This is a genomic window from Acetatifactor aquisgranensis, assembly GCF_943193215.1.
GTDB lineage: Bacteria > Bacillota > Clostridia > Lachnospirales > Lachnospiraceae > Acetatifactor > Acetatifactor aquisgranensis.
The window spans coordinates 252,749-274,648 of the sequence record NZ_CALPDH010000002.1 but is presented as its reverse complement, the minus strand read 5'-3'; the positions used below and the strand labels follow the sequence as shown (position 1 = coordinate 274,648).

General features: G+C 54.0%; 20 protein-coding genes. 3 read left to right on the top strand and 17 right to left on the bottom strand.

The window, feature by feature from the left end; all coding sequences use genetic code 11:
- Positions 1–6: 6 nt before the first annotated feature.
- Positions 7–333 carry a DUF5713 family protein gene (locus NFS35_RS02920; protein ID WP_251205640.1) on the bottom strand — a complete coding sequence of 109 codons (327 nt, stop codon included), beginning with the start codon at positions 331–333 and terminating at the stop codon, positions 7–9.
- A 415-nt stretch (positions 334–748) separates the two neighbouring features.
- Here NFS35_RS02920 and NFS35_RS02915 point away from each other — a divergent pair, with 415 nt between their 5' ends.
- The 3 genes from NFS35_RS02915 to NFS35_RS02905 all read left to right on the top strand — a co-directional run bounded on the left by NFS35_RS02915 (position 749) and on the right by NFS35_RS02905 (position 3,411).
- Positions 749–1,369 (top strand): TetR/AcrR family transcriptional regulator, encoded by a 621-nt coding sequence (locus tag NFS35_RS02915; RefSeq protein WP_251205639.1) that lies wholly within the window; start codon positions 749–751, stop codon positions 1,367–1,369.
- Between the two features lie 137 nt (positions 1,370–1,506).
- Positions 1,507–1,992, top strand: a complete 486-nt coding sequence (locus NFS35_RS02910; RefSeq protein WP_251205638.1) for a hypothetical protein — start codon at positions 1,507–1,509, stop codon at positions 1,990–1,992.
- Between the two features lie 237 nt (positions 1,993–2,229).
- Positions 2,230–3,411 (top strand): DUF1266 domain-containing protein, encoded by a 1,182-nt coding sequence (locus tag NFS35_RS02905; RefSeq protein WP_251205637.1) that lies wholly within the window; start codon positions 2,230–2,232, stop codon positions 3,409–3,411.
- 58 nt (positions 3,412–3,469) lie between these two features.
- Here the strand turns inward: NFS35_RS02905 and NFS35_RS02900 are convergent, their stop codons facing one another.
- From NFS35_RS02900 to iorA, 16 genes are all read right to left on the bottom strand, one after another.
- A complete protein-coding gene (locus NFS35_RS02900; protein ID WP_251205636.1) occupies positions 3,470–3,607 on the bottom strand; it encodes a hypothetical protein in 138 nt (45 codons plus the stop codon).
- Positions 3,608–3,880: 273 nt separating this feature from the next.
- Positions 3,881–6,553 (bottom strand): M56 family metallopeptidase, encoded by a 2,673-nt coding sequence (locus tag NFS35_RS02895; protein WP_251205635.1) that lies wholly within the window; start codon positions 6,551–6,553, stop codon positions 3,881–3,883.
- Between the two features lie 9 nt (positions 6,554–6,562).
- Positions 6,563–6,922, bottom strand: coding sequence for a BlaI/MecI/CopY family transcriptional regulator (locus tag NFS35_RS02890; RefSeq protein ID WP_251205634.1), 360 nt, complete (start codon positions 6,920–6,922; stop codon positions 6,563–6,565).
- A gap of 169 nt (positions 6,923–7,091) precedes the next feature.
- Positions 7,092–7,994, bottom strand: a complete 903-nt coding sequence (locus tag NFS35_RS02885; RefSeq protein ID WP_251205633.1) for a YitT family protein — start codon at positions 7,992–7,994, stop codon at positions 7,092–7,094.
- A gap of 162 nt (positions 7,995–8,156) precedes the next feature.
- Positions 8,157–9,383, bottom strand: coding sequence for a threonine ammonia-lyase (gene ilvA, locus NFS35_RS02880; protein ID WP_251205680.1), 1,227 nt, complete (start codon positions 9,381–9,383; stop codon positions 8,157–8,159).
- A gap of 196 nt (positions 9,384–9,579) precedes the next feature.
- Complete coding sequence (gene ftsY, locus NFS35_RS02875; protein WP_251205632.1) at positions 9,580–10,524, bottom strand: signal recognition particle-docking protein FtsY; 945 nt, start codon at positions 10,522–10,524, stop codon at positions 9,580–9,582.
- 86 nt (positions 10,525–10,610) lie between these two features.
- Positions 10,611–14,171 carry a chromosome segregation protein SMC gene (gene smc / locus NFS35_RS02870; protein ID WP_251205631.1) on the bottom strand — a complete coding sequence of 1,187 codons (3,561 nt, stop codon included), beginning with the start codon at positions 14,169–14,171 and terminating at the stop codon, positions 10,611–10,613.
- The gene (gene rnc, locus NFS35_RS02865) at positions 14,162–14,893 is read right to left on the bottom strand and encodes a ribonuclease III (protein WP_251205630.1); all 732 of its coding nucleotides are present in this window, start codon (positions 14,891–14,893) and stop codon (positions 14,162–14,164) included. Before rnc ends, smc begins: the two co-directional genes overlap by 10 nt.
- A gap of 101 nt (positions 14,894–14,994) precedes the next feature.
- A complete protein-coding gene (acpP, locus tag NFS35_RS02860; protein ID WP_251205629.1) occupies positions 14,995–15,225 on the bottom strand; it encodes an acyl carrier protein in 231 nt (76 codons plus the stop codon).
- 17 nt (positions 15,226–15,242) lie between these two features.
- On the bottom strand, positions 15,243–16,253 hold the full coding sequence (gene plsX / locus NFS35_RS02855; RefSeq protein ID WP_251205628.1) for a phosphate acyltransferase PlsX: 1,011 nt from the start codon (positions 16,251–16,253) through the stop codon (positions 15,243–15,245).
- Positions 16,254–16,446: 193 nt separating this feature from the next.
- Positions 16,447–16,626, bottom strand: coding sequence for a 50S ribosomal protein L32 (gene rpmF / locus NFS35_RS02850; RefSeq protein WP_251205627.1), 180 nt, complete (start codon positions 16,624–16,626; stop codon positions 16,447–16,449).
- A 2-nt stretch (positions 16,627–16,628) separates the two neighbouring features.
- On the bottom strand, positions 16,629–17,147 hold the full coding sequence (locus NFS35_RS02845) for a YceD family protein (protein WP_251205626.1): 519 nt from the start codon (positions 17,145–17,147) through the stop codon (positions 16,629–16,631).
- A 96-nt stretch (positions 17,148–17,243) separates the two neighbouring features.
- Positions 17,244–18,413: a trans-sulfuration enzyme family protein gene (locus tag NFS35_RS02840; protein WP_251205625.1), complete on the bottom strand. Its 1,170-nt coding sequence runs from the start codon at positions 18,411–18,413 to the stop codon at positions 17,244–17,246.
- Between the two features lie 40 nt (positions 18,414–18,453).
- The gene (locus NFS35_RS02835; protein ID WP_251205624.1) at positions 18,454–19,365 is read right to left on the bottom strand and encodes a sugar phosphate isomerase/epimerase family protein; all 912 of its coding nucleotides are present in this window, start codon (positions 19,363–19,365) and stop codon (positions 18,454–18,456) included.
- A gap of 24 nt (positions 19,366–19,389) precedes the next feature.
- The gene (locus tag NFS35_RS02830) at positions 19,390–19,965 is read right to left on the bottom strand and encodes an indolepyruvate oxidoreductase subunit beta (protein WP_251205623.1); all 576 of its coding nucleotides are present in this window, start codon (positions 19,963–19,965) and stop codon (positions 19,390–19,392) included.
- Positions 19,962–21,773, bottom strand: coding sequence for an indolepyruvate ferredoxin oxidoreductase subunit alpha (gene iorA, locus NFS35_RS02825; protein ID WP_251205622.1), 1,812 nt, complete (start codon positions 21,771–21,773; stop codon positions 19,962–19,964). Before iorA ends, NFS35_RS02830 begins: the two co-directional genes overlap by 4 nt.
- Positions 21,774–21,900: the final 127 nt, after the last annotated feature.

The window sequence follows — 21,900 nt, the reverse complement described above, 5'->3', positions numbered from 1 at the left end:
CCTCCCTCACCAGTCCCGCTCCCGGATGGCTTCCTCCACATCAATGGGAATGCCGAACCACGCCAGGATGTAGCCCACGCTTTCCCCAATGCAGTCCCGAGCCACCGTCTCTATCTCGCTGTCGTTCTCATCGAACTCCTCCTGCAGGTCATTGATGGCGCAGACCGCTTCGTCCAGCTTCTCCTGAACCGCTTCCCTGTCCGTCTCGCCCTTCTCCAGCAAATCGATGACCTTTTGCAGCTCTGCCTTCACCTTGTCCACCAGAAAATCCGGAAAGTATCCGTCCTGATACATTTCTTCCAACAGCTTATAATTTTTGTCAAATGTTTTCATCCATTTTCTCCTTTCAGCCATCTCCGGCCGCCTTCCGGCATCCGCCGGGCTCCCCGCCGACCGCCATGTGCCGATACCGCCGAAGCCCTGCCGCCTGCTGCTGCCGTATTCGGCTTATGCCGCTGACAGTTCCATTATACCGCCGCCCCGCCTGCAAATCAATGCGGGAGCCGGAAAAACTTACCCGCCTCCTGTGCCCTATATCCACGCATCACGAAAGCAGCCCCAAAAGCCCGCACCTCCGCGCTCCCCGCACCAAGACATCCTGCGTGCGCCAAAAGAAAACGGCGCGGCCGCCTATCCCAAATATGATTGAAAATGATTCCGGCATCTCCCTCTTGCAATCTCTTATCGGATATGCTAGAATAAAGTCAAATTCTATAATTTGTTTTTATTTCAAGAAGGGAGTGATGGAGTGCCCAAGGTAGCCTACTCTGAGGAGGACAGGGAACGCATCAGGACGGAACTTGTCACAGCGGGGCTGGAGCTGATGGCAAAACAGGGCATACAGCGTACCACCGTGGAGCAGATATATAAAAAAGTGGGGATTTCCCGCACTTTCTTTTATTCTTTTTTCGCCACGAAAGAAGATTTGATCGTTGAGACCCTGTACCTGCAGCAGCCCAGGCTCATCGCCTATGCGAAAAAGCTCATGGCCGATCCTGCCCTAAGCTGGCGGGACGCTGTAAAGCAATTTCTCCACACCTGCTGCTATGGAGAGAAAAACGGAATCGCCATCCTGACCATCGAGGAACAGCAGCTCATTTTCAAGCGCCTGTCAGAGGAAAGCTATCAGGTATTCCGCCAAAAGCAGCGCCGTCTCTTCGGAGAAATCTTAGAGACGTTCGGGATTGAGGCAGCCCCGGCAAGGGTCGGCTTATTTACGAACCTGAGCCTGGCCGTGATAGTGGTGTGCAAGGCGATTCCCCATACGCTCCCCCTGTTCGTCCCCGAAGCCGCGGATGAAACGGTGGATTTCCAGCTCAACGCCATTGTGGATGCCCTGGAGAAGTTGAGGACAGCCCCCATGTCCTGATTATCATGTCCTAATCATAGGGAAGGAGTCAATCCGTCCGGATAGCATGTCATATTCTGACGGATTACTTTTCAGGCAAAATAAAAACAAATCTGGATATTTGACTTTATTTTCACAAAAAACTTAGGAGGAAAAAGATGGGATTTTTCAGCAAGTTATTTAAGGGGCCCGAAATCGACATGGAAAAGAGCAATGCAAACGCAAAGAAAATGCGCGCCCTGTTCAACCAGGTCGTAGAAGACGGAGACAGTTACAGGCTGATCTTCGGATATACCGAGGACGTAAGCCGCTTCAACTACGGTTTTGTCCATGGGAGCAAATCGAAGATCGGGAACCTGCTCGTGGGCTGGAATGAGGCCAGCCAGACAATCGTGGCCGTGCCCACGGTTCCCGACCTTTCCGGCTGCGGCGACCCCACTTATTATCGCCGTTCCGAGATTTTGAAGGCCTATCGGAACAAGTACCCCACAGACGCCTTTATCATTTACCCGGACAAAAAAGGCTACATCGCCATCAACGCCTATGACTGGCTGGAAGACGAAAAGCTGTATGTCTATGTGTCACAGGATGCGGAACTGGCCGCTTTTACCGACTTCTTCCTGCATCGATTCGCGACTAAGTGAGGTAAAAGATGCCTTTTGGAGAAATCGGAGCGTTCCTGCTGTTTCTTGTGGGCGTATTTGTCTTCGGCAATTTATGGTTCCGTTTCATAGAAGCCATATTGAAACGGCTGAAAAAGCTGTTTTCGCGCCACAGAGAACCTCCACCATGGCACCCGCTCCCCCCGGATAGTCCGGCCGGGAAATGACAGGTGCCAGCCAGGAAATGTCAATCGCCAATTCAAAACAGGAGGACTGACCATGTTTGATTTAAACGAAATCAGAAAACGGGCACAGCAGGCCAGCGAACAGGCTGCGGACAGCATGAAAAAGACTTTGGATAAAAGCCAGGAAATCCTTGACGGAATCCAGGTTCCGGATTCTGAAGACAGCCCATCCGTATCTGCCGCCGAAGCGGAAGAACAGATTGCCGCCAACACCCAGCGCCAGGTGGAAATCCTCGGCCAGATGTTCCCGCCGGACAGCATGGCTCAAATGGCTGTCAATGAGGAACTGCTGCAAAAAATGGTAAACGACAAAGTAGCCGAAGCCACCGCATCCACTGCGGAGGGCATCATGGGGCAACTGTTCGGAGAGGATATGGGCGTCCTTGCGGCGGCTCTGGAGACCCTGGAGCTGGAGGATGCAGAGGAGGAGGAAGAACTGTCCTTTAGCCCGGAACTGGAAGAAAGCCTCTATACCACCCTGGAAGAAGCAATGGCCCGAATCGAAGCCATGCCGGAACCGGAGCCCATCCCCTATCAAAAAGACGACATAAAATGGGAACGGTTCGGCATCCTGCTGTCCGGCATCCTGTCCACCCTTAACAGCCACAATCTGGACAGCATGGACGTGGAGGAACATATCCCTGTCATGGAACAGAAAATCGTGTCCCTCGTGCGCCGCTCCTGGGGCATAGACGGGCGCAGCGACCTGCTGGATATAATCCGCTATCTGGCGCAGGAGGGCTATATCCTGCGGTATCAGCTTTATGGCGAGGCCTCTTCTCCGGAGGAGCTGATGGACGAAACCATGGACGAGGACGACCGTGCGTCCGCCTGCCGGGCGTGGAGGTTCGCACAGCGGTATAAGAGCCGCTATGCCCCCGGCTTTATGGCCGGCTGGGATGTGGGCAGGGCGGCGATGCTGACCCGTTGGGGGTGCTATATCGGCTGGCTCACGGAAAGCGAAGCCGTGGGCATCCTCTGGGACCTCTCCCACAAGGCGGCGGAGGAACTGCATAGCTGGCGTGAATTTGCCCAGTCCTATCTCTTTGGCGGCCTCATGTGGAAACTGCTGTGCGGCGACAGTTCCGCCGCAAGTTACCTGGGCTACCTCGCAGACGCCGCCACCGACCTCCTGACCGGAAAGGCAGGGCAGGGCAGCGGCCAGTGGCGCGATTGCCCCTGGCCTGCCCAGAGGAAGGTCGGCTTCACATTATAACTGCCGATTGCTGAGGCTTGCCAGGAAGGCTGTCCTTCCTTCTTCCTGGCAAGACCACTCACGAGCGGAAGATGCCGGGGACGCCGCGGCATCTTTTTTCCTGGATGGCAGGCGCCTGGTTCTCCTGGATTTCCTCTTCATGGAGTTTCTGCAGCTCATCCACGCTTCCCTCATAGCTGTATTCCTCTGCTGTCATGTGTACCTCGCACCAGAAGCAGGTTGCTTTTACACAAAATCCGTGTTAGCTGTGTCACACAGAATTAAAACATAATTTTAAGGAGGACACAGCAATGCTTCAAATATCCGAGATTGTAAAGAAAACTGAACAGCATGATACTCAAATAGAACCGTCCAGCCAATATCCCCACGGCTGGACGGTTCTGTCTTTTCTGCCAGCGTCAGAGGCAGGGACACTACATCCCATTGAGATACTCACTTTGGCGCGCGCCGCATCAGAAAAACCATGGAGCTATTGCCTTCCCCTCTCATCCATCCGCTCAAAGCTTACTTGATCCTCACGGACGGTAATCGCAATCTGCCCGTCGCTCCACCGGGCGGCAATCCGCTGAAGCTCTTCTACTACATCTTTCTCTTCCATCTTCAGCATGCCTTCCACATCCGTATCCTCCCAGAATGCCTGCACGGCCTCCATGAATCCTCCGACGAGACGGTCGCGCTCCCCCACGGTTACCGCGTCTTTATCGTCGATGTGATAAGAGAACTGGTAGTACAGGCTGCACCATGCCGCCATGCCGCTTTCGGCCACTATCTTATCCGGAAAGTTCCAATCATGGACAGGATCCTCCTCCCGTCCCCTGTACTGATTCCGAATCTCTGTACCGTTCTCCAGGCCGGACAGGACCACGGTCAGTTTCGCGAAAGAAAGCTCATCCTCCCGAAGAAATACCCGGATGTCATTCCATGCGGCGTCCTTGCCAATCCGCTCCATCCTGTCATAATCCTCATTGGCCCATTCCAGCAGGGCCGCATTGAATTCCGTCAGGGACATAGCCTCATAGTCCGGCGCCATCAGGGCGAGCAGAGACCGGTAGTCCTCCTCTGTGCCCGGATTTCCTCTTTCTTCCTCACCTCCTGTCTTCAGGCTATCTGTATTCTCCTGCCGCATCTGTGTCCATGTCTCCTGCTCCTCCTCTGTGGCCTCCCTCAAGCCTGTCAGCTGTCCGTCCTCATAGACTGCATACAGCTCCACCGCGCCCTCGCCATAGATGCTGATTCCCGCATGCTCCGAAAACCATATCCCCTCTTCCTCGTCCACCAGTCCCCGAACTTCTTTTCCCTGAAAATACAGTCTGAAATCATCGGTGGTTTGATCGTACTCATAGCTCAGTCCAAAGGGCACATAGGGTGTCAGGTTTTTGTCCCACTGGCTCTGTCTCATCTCCAGCGCCTGGTCCTCCAACGCCTGATTCTCTGGTATGTCCGCGTTTTCCAAAGGAATGTAATAAGGCTTCACCTGTATCCGCAGGCTCTCGGAGCCCCATTGCCTCGCCAGATCCGCAACCTCCGAATCGATGGCCGCCTTCATCAGGTCTTCCTCCTGAAGTTCCGCTTCCGTCCTCCCGGCCATCCAGCTCTCCAGTCCTTTTGCGACTCCCGCACGGGCGTCCCGGTATTCCCCAACCGTCAGCTCTTCCGCATCCTGGATTGTCAGGATGATATTATATTCCAGAAGCGCATTGTCCGCCGCCTCCGGATATGCCTTGGACACGCTTCCGTCAAAACTCCTGGTCTCCCATTTCTCCGCAGTCAGCGGACTCAGCACATAGAACAGAAACGCTGCCGTGTCATTACGGTCCCTCTGTTCATACAATGTCGCGTCCAGGGAAAAACGTTCTATAATCTCCCAGTACTCTTCCGAATCCGTCAGCTCCCAGACCTTATTCTGAAAATCCCGTACACTCATATGCTCATAACCGTCAAAACGAAGTGCCTGCAGCTTCTCCCATTCCTCCTGTGTGTAGGTTCTGTCGGATAGGGGAATCTGCGTATCCGTTTCCGATATTCCGCCCATCCTTTCCTCCCCGCCGAGCGCGGAGGTGGCAAATACCGTGGTCACGCTGGATACCAGCGCCACTGCCAGCAGGATGGCCCAAAAAGATGTCTTCTTTATTTTCATGATTGCCGTAATCCTTTCTTCAATCGCATTTTTGCTGAAATGATTGCCCAGGGGCGCCAGGCAGCTTTTTCGCTCCTCCATCTGAATCAAAGTAAGCGCATAAGCCGAACGCGACGCTATGCCGAGCCGCTTTACCACCCCCTCATCACAGGCCAGTTCCACATCCCGGTTGATCAGAATATATAGTATCCAGACAAGGGGATTGAACCAGTGAATACAAAACGCAAGGGTGGCCACCAGTTTCGTCACTGTGTCGAAACGCCGGATGTGCATGTATTCATGTGTCAGGACGCAGTTCAACTGCTCTTCTTCGGTCAGGTCCAGGTTCCCGGGAAGAAGGATGACCGGGCGGAAGATTCCGTAGGTCATGGGCGTCGAAATCCGGTCGGAAGCGCATATCTTCACTTTCCGCCAAAACTCATGCCCTTCCAGCCACTGCTCCAGGAAATCATTCCGGACAAGAACCGCTGTCTTGTATTTCCATCGGAGATAACAGTAGGATGCCGCAAAATAGGCCGCCCATGTCATGGCTCCTATACACCATATGATACCGGCTGTCCGCAGCCTGCCCTGAAATCCATGCCAGGCACAGGTGCTTGTGCCCAAGCCCCAAAGTCCTGGCCCTGCCTCCCCGCCCGGGGAATCCGATGCCGTGACCAGAGGATTTCCCGCTTCAGACACTAATCGTCCCGCTGTCTGACCGGCAGCACCCTGCAGTCCGTCCATTTCTATCCGGTTCCCAATATCTGCTGATATATCCGCTGACACTCCTCCCTCTGCCGAACCCGCCGCACCAGCTCTCCCCTCCGATTCCATCCCCTGTCCAAGCAGGGTATACACGCTCAGCGCAGAGGGAACCGACACCGGAACCAGCAGCCGCAGCAGCGCCACGCCCCACAGAACCAAAAAGGTCCTCTTGGGCAGCTTATTGATAAAAACCGCCCTCACAGCCGTAACCGCGAGAATCAGCATCCCGCCGGCCAGGCTCATCTGCAACAGTCTCATGCCCTCACCTCATTCCAATTCCCCGACAATCTGCCGCAGACTCTCTATCTGCTTTGCCGTCAGATTCTTCCTTCCAAGCAGCGAGGCGAACAGTTTATCCGTGGAGCCATCGAAAATCTTGTCAATCAGTTCATTGGTCTCCGCCTCCTGAACCGCCTCCTTGGGAATCAGCGCATGGCACATGAAATTGGGCTCCCTGCGCTCTATGGCTCCTTTTTTGATGCAGCGCTTGATGAGCGTATAGGTGGTGTTCATGTTCCAGCCCGTCTCCTCTTTCAGTACATCCGAAATGTGCTTCGCCGTGGTGTCCCCCTCTTTCCAGAGCACACCCATAACCTTCAATTCAGAATCAAATAGTTTGATATCCATTTTTCCTCCTTTACAAGACTGCAGTAGTTTAACGTTTTCTATACACTACCACAGTCTTACAGTTCTGTCAACACTACTGGAGTAGTGTTCATATTTTCTTAAGAACTTTCCGGGCATATGGCAAAACGCAAAAAAAGGCGGAAGAACCCGCCTGACAGATTCCTCCGCTCTATAATTTCTGACTGAAAATATTCTTATAACCCTCGCCGTAAATCTCCGAGGCACTGGTGATAATCGTAAAGGCCCTGGAATCCTCCTGCCGGACGATCTCCTCCAGCTTTGGGGAAAGGGGCTTCTTGACCACGCAGAGTATCACTTTTTTATCCATTCCGGTGTAGGCGCCGCTGCCCGAGATATAAGTGGCGCTGATGTCCAGCTCCTCTAACAGGCGCTTTACGATGGCTGCGTGATTGTCGCTGATGATGAAGAACATCTTCGCGCCGTCCCGCCCGTACAGCACCAGATCCAGCAGCACGGAATTGATGAAAACCACCACTCCCGCATACAGCGCCGTGTCCAGGTTCTGGAACACGAAAGCCGATGCCGTCACGATACATGCATCCGTCAGCAGAAAGAGGGAACCGGTCTTCAGATGGGGAAAGCGCATCCGCAGAAGCTTTATGATGATATCCGTGCCCCCGGTAGTGGCTCCTGCCCTGAACACCAGTCCCAGAGACACAGCCATCAGAGAGCCGCCCACTAAGGCCGCCAGCAGCGGATCCTCAGTGAGCGCTCCCACAGGTGTCAGCAGATTCGTGAAACAGGAGGTGGCAAATGTGCAGTACAAAGTGGAGAGAATGAATTTCCACCCGAACTTCCACATTCCCAGCGCCAGAATCGGTATATTGATCAGGAACATCCAGGTACCTGTCTCTAGTCCGATAATCCGATTTAAAATAATCGCTATACCGGTCACTCCGCCAGGAGCCAGGGAATTCGGATCCAGGAAAAAACTGACCGCCACAGCATAGACCACAGATGCAGCCGTGATGACCATGTAGTCCCTGACTCTTCTTCTGAATGTCTTCTCTTCCTCGTACCGAATCTCCTTTTCCTGTTCTTTGCTTATCATGACCTGAATTTTCCTCCCTTAAAATCAACCAGCTGTACCATCATGTACAGTATGTATCATGGCATATGCCGGAGTTTCCTGGATTCATGTCATGTCCGCGTAAATCGATCCGCCGTTGCAGGCAATGAATCAGGCTTGCCGCAATACTTGCCCCCGCAGGCGTCAGCCGCCTACGTTCACCAGCTTGGGCTGATATCCGCCCTCTTCCAGAGACTGCATAATCTGGTTCTTGTGCTCCGTGCCGAAAGCTTCCATGGTGATACGCAGCTCCACAGCCACATTTCGGTTAGTGGTGACGAACTGATTGTGTTCCAGCTCCACCACGTTTCCGTTGGCCTTGGCAATGATGCCGGACACCTTGTAGAGTTCGCCCGGCTTGTCAGGCAGCAGCATGGACACCGTGAACACCCTGTCGCGCATGATCAGGCCCTGCTGTACCACCGAAGACATGGTGGTCACGTCCATGTTTCCGCCGCTCAGGATAGCCACCACTTTTTTGCCTTTCACATTCATATGGCGCAGCGCGGCTACTGTCAGCAGGCCGGAATTTTCTACCACAGTCTTGTGGTTCTCCACCATATCCAGGAACGATACCACCAGCTCGGAGTCCTCCACGGTGATGATGTCATCCAGATTCTTCTGGATATAGGGGAACAGCTTGCTTCCGGGCGTCTTCACCGCAGTGCCGTCCGCGATAGTGTTTATTTTCGGCAAGGTCACCACATGGCCCTGGGCAAGAGATGTCTGCATACAGTTTGCCCCGGCAGGCTCCACTCCAATCACCTTAATCTTGGGATTTAAAAGTTTTGCCAAAGTCGCCACGCCTGTAGCCAGCCCGCCGCCGCCGATGGGCACCAGGATGTAATCTACCAGAGGCAGTTCCTTGACGATTTCCATGGCTATGGTTCCCTGACCGGTAGCCACCGTCAGATCGTCAAAAGGATGGATAAAGGTGTAGCCGTTCTCCTCCGCCAGCTCGTAAGCCTTGGCGCAGGCCTCGTCGTACACATCTCCGTACAGCACCACTTCCGCGCCGTAGCCCTTGGTGCGGTTCACTTTCATCAGAGGCGTGGTGGTGGGCATGACGATGACCGCCTTTGCGCCGTAGGCTTTTGCCGCATAGGCCACGCCCTGGGCATGGTTGCCCGCGGAGGCGGTAATCAGCCCCTTAGCCCTCTCTTCATCGGTCAGGGTACTTATCTTATAATATGCCCCGCGGAGCTTGTACGCGCCTGTCAGCTGCATATTTTCGGGCTTCAGATAAACCTTGTTGCCGGTCTGTGCGCTTAAATACTCGCTGAATACCAGCTTGGTCTCCAATGTCACATTCTTGACGACTTCCGATGCCTCCTCGAATTTCTCCAGCGTCAATCCCTCTTCCACTTCCATATCCCCCTCCTTTGTCTCTTCCATTACCTCTTCCCCTGCTTCCACTTCATTCATCTTCTGCTCTTCCTCCAACATCCGCCTCTCCTCTGCGCCTTGTCCCGCATTCGTCTCCTCTCTTTCCTTTGTTGCCTGAACCTTTTCCTCCATCTTCAGCCCCTCCTTCTCTCTGCCTTTCTCCCGTGCAGTGCCCCTTTCCTCACTCCGGCTCCTCTGTCTTCACATCAAACAGAGCGTTCACGAACTCGTCCGAGTCAAATTTCTGCAGATCGTCGATGGTCTCGCCCACTCCGATATATTTCACCGGTACCCGCAGCTCCGACTGGATGGCAACAGCGATGCCCCCCTTTGCCGTGCCGTCCATCTTGGTCAGTATAATGCCTGTCAGGTCCGCCACCTCGCCGAATTCCCTGGCCTGTACCAGCGCATTCTGTCCCGTAGTACCGTCCAGCACGATCAGATTCTCCCTGTGGGCGTCCGGGAATTCCCTGTCCACGATGCGGTTCATCTTCCGCAGCTCCTCCATCAGGTTCTTCTTATTGTGGAGACGTCCTGCCGTGTCAATCAGCAGCACTTCCACCCCTCTGGCCTTGGCGGCGTTCACCGCGTCAAAGACCACGCTGGCAGGGTCTGCGCCCTCGTTTCCGCCCACCATGGGCACGTCCGCCCGTCTGGCCCACTCCGCCAGCTGGTCTCCCGCGGCGGCCCGGAACGTATCGGCGGCGGCAATCAGCACCTTTCTGCCGTCCTCCTTGAACTTGCCCGCAAGCTTACCTACAGACGTAGTCTTTCCCACGCCGTTGACGCCGATTACCATGATGACGGACTGCCTCTTCTCGAACTCATAGGCGGTCTCGTCTACACGCATCTGCTCCTTGATTCCCTCTATCAGAAGCTGTTTGCACTCCTGGGGCTCCTTGATATGCTGTTCCTTTATCTGGGCCTTCAGCCGTCCTATGATTTCCATGGTGGCATTCACGCCGATGTCGCCCATGATCAGAATTTCCTCCAGCTCCTCATAAAAATCGTCGTCAATAGCGGAAAACCCACTGAATACGGAATCAATTCCTCTGACGATATTATTCCTCGTCTTCGCCAGGCCCTCTTTCAGCCTGGCAAAAAAACCCTTTTTCCCCTCTGCCATGCCTTAAACCTCCTTATGCGCCTACCCGTGTGAAACTCAGATTATCTTAGCGGGCGTCTTTGGGCCGCTTAGATAATCTTTTCACACTAAGCCGTCAAATCCTTATCTATCAGATTCACACTGACCAAAGTGGACACTCCCTTTTCCTGCATGGTGATGCCATACAGCCTGTCCACCTGCTCCATGGTGCCTCTTCTGTGGGTTATTACGATGAACTGTGTATTTTTTGTCAATTTATGCAAATATTTCGCGAATCTGCCCACATTGGAATCGTCCAGCGCAGCCTCTATCTCGTCCAACAGACAGAACGGCGAGGGCTTCAGATTCTGGATGGCGAACAGAAGCGAAATAGCCGTCAGCGCTTTCTCTCCGCCGGAGAGCTGCATCATGTTCTGCAGCTTCTTCCCGGGCGGCTGGGCGATGATACGGATGCCTGCCTCCAGGATGTCCTCGTCTTCAATGAGCTCCAAGGTACCTCTTCCGCCGCCGAACAGCTCCTTGAACACCTTGTCGAACTCCCGGCTGATTTCCGCGAACTTCTCCGCGAACTGCTTCCGCATGGCGGTGTCCAGCTCCTCGATGATATTCTCCAGGGTCTTTTCCGCCTCCACCAGATCGTCCCTCTGGGTTGCCATAAAGGTGTAACGCTCCATCAGGTTCTTGTAGTCCTCGATGGCATTTACGTTTACGTCTCCCAGCTTCTTGATCTGATCGCGCAGGGACGTAATCTCTTTCTTCATGGCAGCCAGATCCGAAAGGCTCTCGTCCCGCAGACCTGCCGCGTCGCTCAGCGTAATCTCATATTCATCCCACATATAGTTGATCTGGGATTCCAGGGATTCCTCCATCCGCTCTTTCTGGGCATTCAGGCGGTATACCTCCTTGTCCAGTGCGGACTGCCGCTCGGAGAGCTCCTCGCGCCTTGTAAAAAAGCTCTTTTGCCTGGCCGACAGCTCTTCCCTGTTAGCCATGTATTCTTTCAGCTTTGCCTCGGATTCATTCTGGGCGTCATAGGAGGCCGTAATGGTCTTCTCGATTTCCTCGATGGAACGCTGCTTGTTCTCCACCGCCTGATTGTTCTCCCGCAAAGCCTCCAGGACCTCGGCCAGCTCAGCCTGGGCCCTCTGTATCTCTCCGCTGATACGGTCTACATTGCTCTGCCGGAATCCCAGGGACTGGCGCATCTTCTCCACTTTCAGATCCCACTCGGCCACAGACGCGGCAGCCTCTGTCTCTGCCTTCCTCCACTCCTCAAGCTCCTGCTGGAACTGTACAATCTTCTCCTGGGTCCTGGCCTCCAGCTCCTCGCTGGCAGAGAGTTCCTGCTGGACGGACTCCTTGTCGTTCCTGATTTCCAGAGTCTTCTCCTCGATTTCCCTCTCTTCCTGGCGCAGGGAGGCAGCGCTCTCCACTTCCTCCTCCATGCGCTCCCTTGCCTGGGCGATATTCAGCCTGGCTGTATTCTGCTCGATGGACTTGCGCTGGATATCGCTCTTGACGGCCTCCAGGTCCACGCGCATCCTTGTGCGCTTTGCTTTCGTTCCCTCGATATCCTTATCGATTTCCTCCATGGAGAGCTGAAGCTTCTGCACCTTTTTCTCCAGTTCCTCTATCTCCCGGCGTCTCCCCAGGAGATTGCTGTTGTTCCTGTAAGCGCCGCCGCTGATGGCTCCGCCGGGCACCAGCAGCTCTCCCTCCAGCGTCACCAAGCGCATGCTCTGATTGTATTTTCTGTTCAGTTTCAGGGCATTGTCCACAGTGTCCACCACCAGGATGCGGCCCAGCAGAGAACCTGCCACATCGCTGTATTTATCGTCTGTCCGCACTAAAGTATCCGCTGTTCCGATAACTCCTTTTTCGGACAATGCTTCGCTGTTCTTGAATCTCTGGTAATTCCGTATGCTGGTCAGGGGCAGAAAAGTAGCCCGCCCTAACCGATTGGTCTTTAAATAGGAAATCATCCGCTTGGCAGTGTCCTCATCCTCTGTGACGATATTCTGGATGCTGCCGCCCAGCGCGGTCTCGATGGCCACCTCATACTTTTTCTCCACATGGATGATGTCCGCCACCACACCCACGATACCGCTTGCTTTCTCTTTCTGCTCCATGACCTTCTTGACGCTGCCGCCGTAGCCCTCATAGCGCTCGGCCAGATTGGCCAGGGCTTCCAGCCTGGACTTCTCCATATGATAGGCGCTCTTGATTTCCTGCAGACGCGCGTCCTTTTTCGTCAGCGCCTCCCGGAAGCCTCCCAGCTCCTGCTCCATGGCCGCCTCCTTCTCATTCAGGAGGCGTATCTCTTCTGTAACAGAGGCAAATTCCGCCTCGAAGCCTTTCATCGTCTCTTCTCTGGCCGCCTCGTCGGATTTCACCCTCAGCAGCCTGGACTGCAGCTCCGCCCTGCGGATCTTCACCTGCTCCATCATGGTGTCGAAGCGCCCTAATTTTGACTTGATGGTGGCGCGCTGGTTCAGCTCGCCGATGATCGTATTCTTCCCGGCCTCTATGCCGACGCTCAGTTCGTCAATCCTATTCTGGATTTCCTCCAGCTTCCCTTTCGCCTCATTGGCCAGAGCCGTGATTTCCTGTACTTTCGCGTCTATATCGCCCTTTTCGGACAGCAGGTTCTCCCTGTCCCGCTCCCTGGCGGCGATATCCTCCTGAAGGGCGCTGCGTCTGTTGTTCAGATGGGCCTCGCTGCCTCTGGCGGAATTGATCTGCTCTTTCAGCACATTCATCTCGCCCTCCAGCTTGCCCCTGGTGAGCCCGGCGTCCGTGGCAGTGCTCCTGGCCGTCTCTATGGACTGCTCCAGCTGTTCCAATTCCTCCTGGACCCGGTCATACTCCTCCTTGATGCCCTCATAGGCCTGGCTGGTCTCGGAAAATTCCTTGCTGGCCAGGGCATGCTTTTCCTCCACGCCTTTCAGCTGTTCCCTGAGGCGGGCGTTCTCCAGCAGGAAGACATTCACGTCAAATTTCTTCAGTTCTTCCCTTTTGCGCAGATACTGCCTGGCCGTCTCGGACTGACGCTCCAGAGGCCCTATCTGCTTCTCCAGCTCCGACAGGATGTCATTGACACGGACCAGATTCTGCTTCTCGTTCTCAAGCTTGCTCTGGGCCGCGGCTTTCCTTCGCTTGAATTTCACGATTCCCGCCGCCTCGTCAAAGAGCTCGCGCCTCTCCTCCGGCTTACCGCTCAAAATTTTGTCGATCTGGCCCTGGCCGATGATGGAGTAGCCCTCCTTGCCGATGCCGGTATCGTAGAACAGCTCGTTCACGTCCTTCAGTCTGCAGGGACTTCCGTTTATCAGATATTCACTTTCTCCGGAACGGTAGATACGCCTTGCCACCGTCACCTCGTCAAAGCTGGTGGCGAGCTGATGGTCTGTATTATCCAGTGTAATGGCGACGTAGGCATAGCTAAGTGGCTTCCTGTTCTCTGTGCCCGAGAAAATGACATCCTGCATGCTTGCACCGCGCAGCTGTTTTACCCGCTGCTCTCCGAGAACCCAGCGGACGGCGTCGGCCACATTGCTCTTTCCGCTGCCGTTGGGTCCTACGATTCCCGTGATTCCGTTGTGGAACTGAAAATTTATCTTGTTCGCAAAGGACTTAAAGCCCTGTACCTCAATGTTCTTTAAATACATCCTCTATCCCTCAAAAGCAACAGCGCCTTGTAGGCAGCCTGCTGCTCCGCCGCTTTTTTCGTCTTTCCTTCCCCCGTGCCCAGGATTTCCCCCTCCATATTCACCGACACGCAGAACATCTTGTCGTGCTCCGGCCCGCTTTCCTCCAGCAGTTCATAGTTGAACTCCCTCTTCAGTTTCCCCTGGATCATCTCCTGTAAGGTGCTCTTGCTGTCGTAGAAGAGCTGCTTGTCCTCCAGGTCAGAGAGCACGAAACGGTTGATGAACGCTTTCGCCTTTTCCATGCCTCCGTCCAGATAGATAGCCCCGATCACGGCCTCCATGGCATCCGAGACGATACTGTCGCGCCCGCGGCCTCCCGTGTTCTCCTCACCTTTTCCAAGCAGCATGAAGCGGCCCAGCTCCAAATCTCTCGCGCAGAACGCCAGGGACGGCTCGCAGACCATAGATGCACGTTTTTTCGTCAATTCTCCCTCGCTCATCTTGGGATGCTCCCGGAAGAGGAATTCGCTGGAGACCAGCTCTAACACCGCATCCCCGAGGAACTCCAGCCTTTCGTAATTCTGTGCCCTGCGAATCTTCTGTTCATTGGTGAAAGAGCTGTGGGTCATGGCCTGCTTCAGCAAAGTCCTGTCCCTGAACCGATATCCGATGCGCTCCTCCAATACTTCCACCGTATATCCCTGGAATTCCTTCTTTCCATTCGTGTAATCTTCCAACATATTTTATCCTCTTTTCCGAAAGGAAAATGACCTGCAGATGGACGCAAATGAGCAGCCACATAACGGACTGCTCTTGTAAAGTCCATATAGCCAGACCTGTATCAGCCCAGCATGCCTTTGATCATATCCACTGCTTCCCTTACGGTATGAATCTTCTCAGCCTCCTCTGCGGGAATCTCGATGTCAAATTCCTCTTCGATGCCCATGACAATCTGGAATACATCGAGAGAATCCGCTCCCAAATCATCCACAAAGGTTGAGTCCATAGAAACCTCGTCGGGATCCACGTTCAGTACATCCGCGATTACCTTTTTCAGCTTTTCAAATTCCATACGGTTTCCTCCTTTCCCTAATCCTCAAGAATCATCTGTTCCTTGATTTTTTGATTTATTTTCTGTTCCTTGAATGCAATGCATTGCAGAATAGAATTCTTGATTTCGTTCGCCTTGCTGCTCCCATGGGTCTTCACCACAAGTCCGTTCAGTCCCAGCAGCGGCGCTCCGCCATAGGCTTCGGTATTAAAGTCTTTCAAAGTCTGCTTCAGGGCAGGCTTCACCAACAGGGCCCCTATCTTGCTTTGCAGGTTCGTCATCATGCCGGCCTTGATCTTCGTAATCAGGGCGCCGCTGACGCCCTCTAGCATCTTCAGGACCACATTGCCCACAAAAGCCTCGCACACCAGCACATCCGCCACGCCTAAAGGAATGTCCCTGGCCTCCACATTGCCTGCGAAATTGATGTCCGGGCAGCTTTTTAACAGAGGATAGGTTTCCTTTGTCAGGGCATTGCCTTTCTCCTCCTCTGTGCCGATATTCACAAGCCCTACTCTCGGATTCCTGACACCGATGACGCTCTCCATGTAGATGCTGCCCATCTTGGCAAACTGCAGCAGCTGGGACGGCCTGGCGTCCACATTGGCCCCGCAGTCAAGGAGGAGGCTCACGCCATTGATATTGGGAATGACAGGCGCAAGGGGCGGGCGCTCCACGCCCTTGATGCGGCCCACGATGACCTGACCGCCCACAAGGACGGCTCCCGTGCTCCCTGCCGACACCAGGGCATCGCATTCCCCATTCTTCACCAGATACATGCATTTTACGATGGACGAATCCTTTTTCTTGCGGATAGCCATCACGGGGGGCTCGCCTGTCTCGATGATTTCCTCCGTGTGGACGATTTCCAGCTGCTCCGCATTGTAGGTATACTTCTTCAGTTCCTCTTTCAGCAGAGGCTCCCGCCCTGCAAGGAACACTTTCACGCGCTTGTCAGCATTTATGGCCTCCACAGCGCCCTTTACAGTCTCAACCGGCGCGTTGTCGCCGCCCATTGCGTCTACCGCTACATTTACCATCTCTGCCATTGGATTGCCCTTCCATCTTCTGCGTTATACTTCTCTTATGATAATGTAAACTTACTTAAAAATCAAGGTCTTTTCCACAGAATTTTCCCGGTGTTTTACAAGCATATTGCACATACTTTTTGGCACATATTTATATACACATAAAAAGGGTATTCCGTAGAATACCCCTGCATGCCGTATAATTACCGGAAAATCAATCAACATTGACGACCTGCTTCTTGTTGTAAGAACCGCAAGCCTTGCAAACCCTGTGAGGCACCATAAGAGCGCCGCATCTGCTGCACTTTACTAAAGTCGCAGCTTTCATTTTCCAGTTTGCTCTTCTCTTATCCCTTCTGCTCTTGGAAGATTTATTCTTAGGACAAATCGACATCGTTACACCTCCTTATTCTTCTTGAAGATATCTTGTATCACTGCCATGCGCGGGTCCGGGACGAACGTGTCGCATCCGCATTCCCTCTCATTGAGATTCTGTCCGCATACAGGGCATATGCCCTTACAGTCATCCTTGCAGAGAATCTTCGCAGGCCAGTTAAGCAAAATCTCATCGTGCACAAGCGTCTCCACATCCAATGAGAAACCGTCCATAAAGCCGAAGTCGTCCGCCTCCTCTCCCCATGCTTCGGGAGAAAGGATTGTCCGCTCAAAGTCCAGCTTCAAAGCCACCGGCACCTCTGTCAGGCATCTGTCACAGGCTCCGCGAAAGCTGATATCCGCACATCCTCTCAGCACCGCTTTATCCTCCCCCGCGTTTGTAACGGTAAGGGATATGGGCGATTTGGAGGCGATTTCAAAGCTCTCTGTCCCATTGTCGTAGCATGTCATCTCAAGGGAAATCTCCCTTGCCATCTCCATGCCCTCAGATGTCAACACATCAGATAAATTCACTAACATAGCGACTCCCATGCAGATTTTCTTTCCACATACTGGTTCATTATACATAGAAACACTATTTTTGTCAATATAAAAATGAAGAAAAGCTTCATATTTCTATATCCGGTCAAATGCCTGCTTTAAGTCCTCAATCAGCACATCGGCTCCCTCCAGGCCGCAGTGGATGCGGATCATAGATCTGCCCTCCTGGCCCAGTCCCAGGAACTCCAGCTCCTCCTTTGAGGCAGTATACAGAGGGCAAAGGGCAAGGCTTTCAAAGCCGCCCCAGGAGCATCCGATTTCAAAGACTTTCAGGGAATCCACCAGTTTCTTGGCCTCATCCGGCGTCCCCTTGACGATGAAGCTCATGAGCCCTGTGTGGCCGGTCTGCTGAGATCTGATCAGCTCTGCCTGAGGATGAGACGCCAGGCCGGAATAATACACTCTCTCCACTTTCGGATGGCTCTCCAGAAATTCCGCCACCGTCATGGCCGTCTGCTGGTGTTTCTCCACCCGCAGATTCAGGGTGCGCAGGCCGCGAATCGCCAGCCACGCCTCCATAGGGCCGATGATTCCGCCGAACCAGGGCCTTATATTGTTCAGAAGCTCTTTCCCCAGCTCCTCGTCCTTTACAGCCAGAATCCCGCCGATGATGTCGCTGTGGCCGCCGATGTATTTCGACATGGTGTGCATTACGATATCTATTCCCATTGTCAGGGGCTTCTGATAGACCGGCGTACAATAGGTATTGTCTATATATGTCCTGATTCCGTGCTCCTTCGCGATCTTCGCAACACCCCGGATGTCCACCGCGCAGAAGACAAAGGTCGCGGGGCTCTCCAGAAGAATCATGTCCGTCCTGTCACAAATCAGGCTCTCCAGCTCGTCCAGGTCACGTCCGTCCCAGTAAGAGACTGTCATATTCATTTTGGGGATAAAGTACCCGTTCAGGATTCCCTTTACCGGACCGTATACATCTCTCATACAGATAATGTGGCTTCCGGCCCTGCACACTGCCAGAATCGCCGATGAAGCAGCCGCCATGCCGCTGGCGAAAGCCACCGCCGTACAGCCCTGCTCCAGAGCCGCCACCTTTTCCTCCAGGATATGTACCGTGGGGTTCGCTACCCTTCCATATACATAAGCGCCGGTCTTGCCGTTATTCAGATAGCCGTCCATATCCTCGAATATATGGAGCGAATTCATGAATACCGGAGGAGTCACCGCGTTCAGATAATCACTCTGTCGCTCTCCCACATGTGTCAGTGCCAATCTATCCTCTCTCATCTCTTTCTCCTTCTGCATTGCGCCGTTAAGCTCCGGCGTTTCACACCTTGTCCCAGATTGCCCTCGCCATGGCCAGTCCGATTTCCGTGCCTTTCTCACAGGGCTCCATGCCCTCGAATTCCAGCGATATGTAGCCGTCGAAGTCCGAGTGTTTGATGGTCCTCAAGATTTCCCAGATATCCATATCCCCCTGGCCCAAAATGGAGCCGCGGATCATCCTGCCGCCCATGGTCTCGAACCAGCTGCCGTTGTTGCAGTTGAACATCTCCGTCTGGTCAGGGAGCAGTTCTTTCTTGCGGATATAAAAGTCTTTCAGGTGTATCATCTCAGCCAGGTGCAGACAGCGCTTCACAGCCGCCACCGGATCCTCGTCCACGCAGAGGAAGTTGCCCACGTCCACCGTCATCTTCAGGTTCGGCCGGTCGATGGCCTCAATCAGGCGCAGCACCCTTTCAGAGCCATTGATAAAGAAGCCATGGTTCTCCATCACGATGTTGATTCCTTTCTCGGCGGCATAGTCGCAGAGAATCGTGCCGTTTTTGACCATCTGGGGAAATTCCCGGTTGAAATTATAGATGGTGTTGGTGGAGAAAGGACGCACGAAAGAAGCCACGTCGAAGCGCATCCTGGAAAGGCCCAGGCCCTCGGCGACATCAATATGGCGCTTCACCCGCTCAATCTCCATCGCCTCTTCCTCTGAATCGGTCTTCAGAAGATTGGCGTTCACCGAATAAGTCGAGATTTCGATTCCGGCAGATTTACATTTCTCCCGCACATGATCAATCAGCTCCCAGTCCAGCGTCCTCTCCGGCGTCACAAAGGGCAGTCTGAAAGGAACGAATTCGATGTGCTCGCACCCATGCGCCACCGCATAATCCACCACATCGTCCACCGACATCGTCCCGTCTTTCATAGCGGGATCCAGACAATAGCAGCTCATACCAAATTTCATAGCAAATACCTCCTTTTGCCTTTCTCATGCTCCCATCAGATATCCCGACTCAAAGGCTTTCCGATTTACTTCCACAGTCCTGGGCGGGACGGTGGCTTCAATCACCTTGAGCCAATCCTCTTTTTCAAAGCCCATATATCTGGCGGCGGCGCCTAAGACTACCACGTTGAACGCTTTGGGAGCGCCCATTTCCACCGCTTTTCTGGTAGCATCCACGATGACTGTCTTTCTGGCGGCCCGCAGGGTGTCCAGAATGCCCTCCGGGTACCGGGCCGCTCCCGTCACCACCGTGATAGGGTCAATGCGCCAATCGTTTACGATGACTACGCCGTCACTTTTCAGGAAATGGAGATAGCGCAGCGCTTCCAGCTTCTCGAAAGCAATCAGCACGTCCGCGCAGCCCTCCTCCACGATAGGCTCCGCCACTTCCTCTCCATACCTCACAAAAGTCACCACGCTGCCGCCCCGCTGAGCCATGCCGTGTACCTCTGAAAGTTTTACATCGAATCCCGCGCGGATAGCCAGATTCCCCAGAATCCTGCTGGTGAGCAAAGTACCCTGTCCCCCCACGCCTACAATCATGATATTTTTTACGCTCATGCCTTGTCCGCCTTTCTTGTCTCTATGGCATCGAATCTGCACAGCTTTGCGCACAATCCGCAGCCGTTGCACATGGTCTCGTCGATGGACACCGTTCCGTCCTCATTCTTTGTCAGCGCAGGACAGCCAGGTCTCAGACAGGCTCCGCATTTCTTGCATTTCTCTGGAATCGGCACGCATTTATTCGGGAATGCGACACCTTTCAGCAGTACGCAGGGCGCCTTGGTGATGATGACGGACACCGCGTCCCGCTTCGTCTCCCGCCTGAAAGCCTCCTCCAGCCCCTCCAGGTCAAATGCACTGATCTCATACACATGCTCAATGCCCAGGGAACGGCACAGGTTCATGATGTTGATTGCCGGAACTACTTCCCCTTTCAGGGTCATGCCCGTGGCTGCGTGGTCCTGATGGCCGGTCATGCCCGTGGTGGAATTGTCCAGAATCACCACCGTGCCGCTGGACTGGTTGTAGACCATATTCATTAAAGAGTTGATTCCCGTATGCATGAACGTAGAGTCGCCGATGACGGCCACCCAGTCCTGGATATATTCTTTTCCTCTGGCTTTTTCCATGCCGTGGAGGGTGCTGATGCTGGAACCCATGCAGATGGTGGTGTCCACCACGCTCAAAGGCGCCACAGCCCCCAGGGTATAACAGCCGATGTCTCCCGCCGCGTGGATTTTCAGGCGGTTCAGGACGGAGTATACGCTGCGGTGGGGACATCCGGGGCACAGAATCGGCGGTCTGGCCGGAACGGCTGCCGGCTCCACGGCAGGTCCTGCGGATGCCTTTTCCTGACCCGATGCCGCCTTTTCCGGTGCGTCCGGCTGTCCCTGGCTATTGCATTCCGGCACCCGCTGCCTGATCATATTCGCGCTGTATTCGCCCTGGACGGTAAAAATCTCCTTGCCCACGGCCTTTAAAATGCCCCAGGATCTCACCTGCTCCTCGATCACAGGCTCCAGTTCTTCAAATATGTACAATTTATCTACTTTAGAGGCAAATTCCTCAATCAGCTTCCTGGGCAGGGGATGCACCAGGCCCAGCTTCAGCACGCTGGCTTCCGGCATGGCCTCCCGTACATATTGATATGGTATGCCGCTGGTGATGAAGCCTACCGACAGATCCCGGTACTCCGCCCGGTTCACAGGCAAGGTGCAGGCGTACTCCGCCAGCTTCTTCATGCGCTCCTCCACTATGATATGGCGCTTGATGGCATTGCCGGGCATCATCACATATTTGGCGGTATTCCGTTCATAAGGAAACGGCTCCTTTTCTGTCCGTTCCGCCAGTTCCACAATGCCCTGTGAGTGGGAAAGCCTGGTAGTGGAACGCACCATCACCGGCGTATCATAGTCTTCGCTCAAATCAAAGGCGAATTTCGTGAATTCCTTGGCCTCGGAGCTGTCGGAAGGCTCCAGCACGGGTATCATCGCCGCCCTTGCCACCATCCGGCTGTCCTGCTCATTCTGGGAGCTGTACATGCCCGGATCGTCCGCAGCCACCACCACCATGCCGCCTCCAACGCCTGCGTAGGCAGCGGTGAACAGCGGATCCGAGGCCACGTTCACTCCCACATGCTTCATGGAGCACATGGAGCGCACTCCGGCCATGGACGCGCCGATAGCCACTTCCGCGGCCACCTTCTCGTTGGGCGACCATTCCGCATAGACTTCTTCGTACTTTACAATCGCCTCACTGATTTCCGTGCTGGGCGTACCGGGATAAGCCGCCGATACCTTTACGCCCGCCTCGTAGGCTCCTCTCGCTATGGCCTCATTGCCAAGCAGTATCTTCTTCTCTGACACGTTTTTCCTCCTGCTTTCAATTTCGTAGTTCTTTTGATTATTTCCTAATATTTTAAGGTACTTTCCACACCGTGTCAACTATTTTCACTTTTCTTCGCCATCCCGCAATCTCCGAAAGAGCGCCGTA

Coding starts and splice junctions, on each gene's coding strand:
- rpmF (WP_251205627.1), bottom strand. CDS start 16,626: ATGTCGATTTGTCCTAAGAATAAATCTTCCAAGAGCAGAAGGGATAAG.
- NFS35_RS02900 (WP_251205636.1), bottom strand. CDS start 3,607: ATGACAGCAGAGGAATACAGCTATGAGGGAAGCGTGGATGAGCTGCAG.
- NFS35_RS02890 (WP_251205634.1), bottom strand. CDS start 6,922: ATGGATATCAAACTATTTGATTCTGAATTGAAGGTTATGGGTGTGCTC.
- smc (WP_251205631.1), bottom strand. CDS start 14,171: ATGTATTTAAAGAACATTGAGGTACAGGGCTTTAAGTCCTTTGCGAAC.
- NFS35_RS02895 (WP_251205635.1), bottom strand. CDS start 6,553: ATGAGACTGTTGCAGATGAGCCTGGCCGGCGGGATGCTGATTCTCGCG.
- NFS35_RS02840 (WP_251205625.1), bottom strand. CDS start 18,413: ATGAGAGAGGATAGATTGGCACTGACACATGTGGGAGAGCGACAGAGT.
- rnc (WP_251205630.1), bottom strand. CDS start 14,893: ATGTTGGAAGATTACACGAATGGAAAGAAGGAATTCCAGGGATATACG.
- NFS35_RS02885 (WP_251205633.1), bottom strand. CDS start 7,994: ATGATAAGCAAAGAACAGGAAAAGGAGATTCGGTACGAGGAAGAGAAG.
- NFS35_RS02835 (WP_251205624.1), bottom strand. CDS start 19,365: ATGAAATTTGGTATGAGCTGCTATTGTCTGGATCCCGCTATGAAAGAC.
- ftsY (WP_251205632.1), bottom strand. CDS start 10,524: ATGGCAGAGGGGAAAAAGGGTTTTTTTGCCAGGCTGAAAGAGGGCCTG.
- acpP (WP_251205629.1), bottom strand. CDS start 15,225: ATGGAATTTGAAAAGCTGAAAAAGGTAATCGCGGATGTACTGAACGTG.
- NFS35_RS02910 (WP_251205638.1), top strand. CDS start 1,507: ATGGGATTTTTCAGCAAGTTATTTAAGGGGCCCGAAATCGACATGGAA.
- plsX (WP_251205628.1), bottom strand. CDS start 16,253: ATGGCAGAGATGGTAAATGTAGCGGTAGACGCAATGGGCGGCGACAAC.
- NFS35_RS02920 (WP_251205640.1), bottom strand. CDS start 333: ATGAAAACATTTGACAAAAATTATAAGCTGTTGGAAGAAATGTATCAG.
- NFS35_RS02830 (WP_251205623.1), bottom strand. CDS start 19,965: ATGAGCGTAAAAAATATCATGATTGTAGGCGTGGGGGGACAGGGTACT.
- NFS35_RS02905 (WP_251205637.1), top strand. CDS start 2,230: ATGTTTGATTTAAACGAAATCAGAAAACGGGCACAGCAGGCCAGCGAA.
- ilvA (WP_251205680.1), bottom strand. CDS start 9,383: ATGGAAGTGGAAGAGGGATTGACGCTGGAGAAATTCGAGGAGGCATCG.
- NFS35_RS02845 (WP_251205626.1), bottom strand. CDS start 17,147: ATGTTAGTGAATTTATCTGATGTGTTGACATCTGAGGGCATGGAGATG.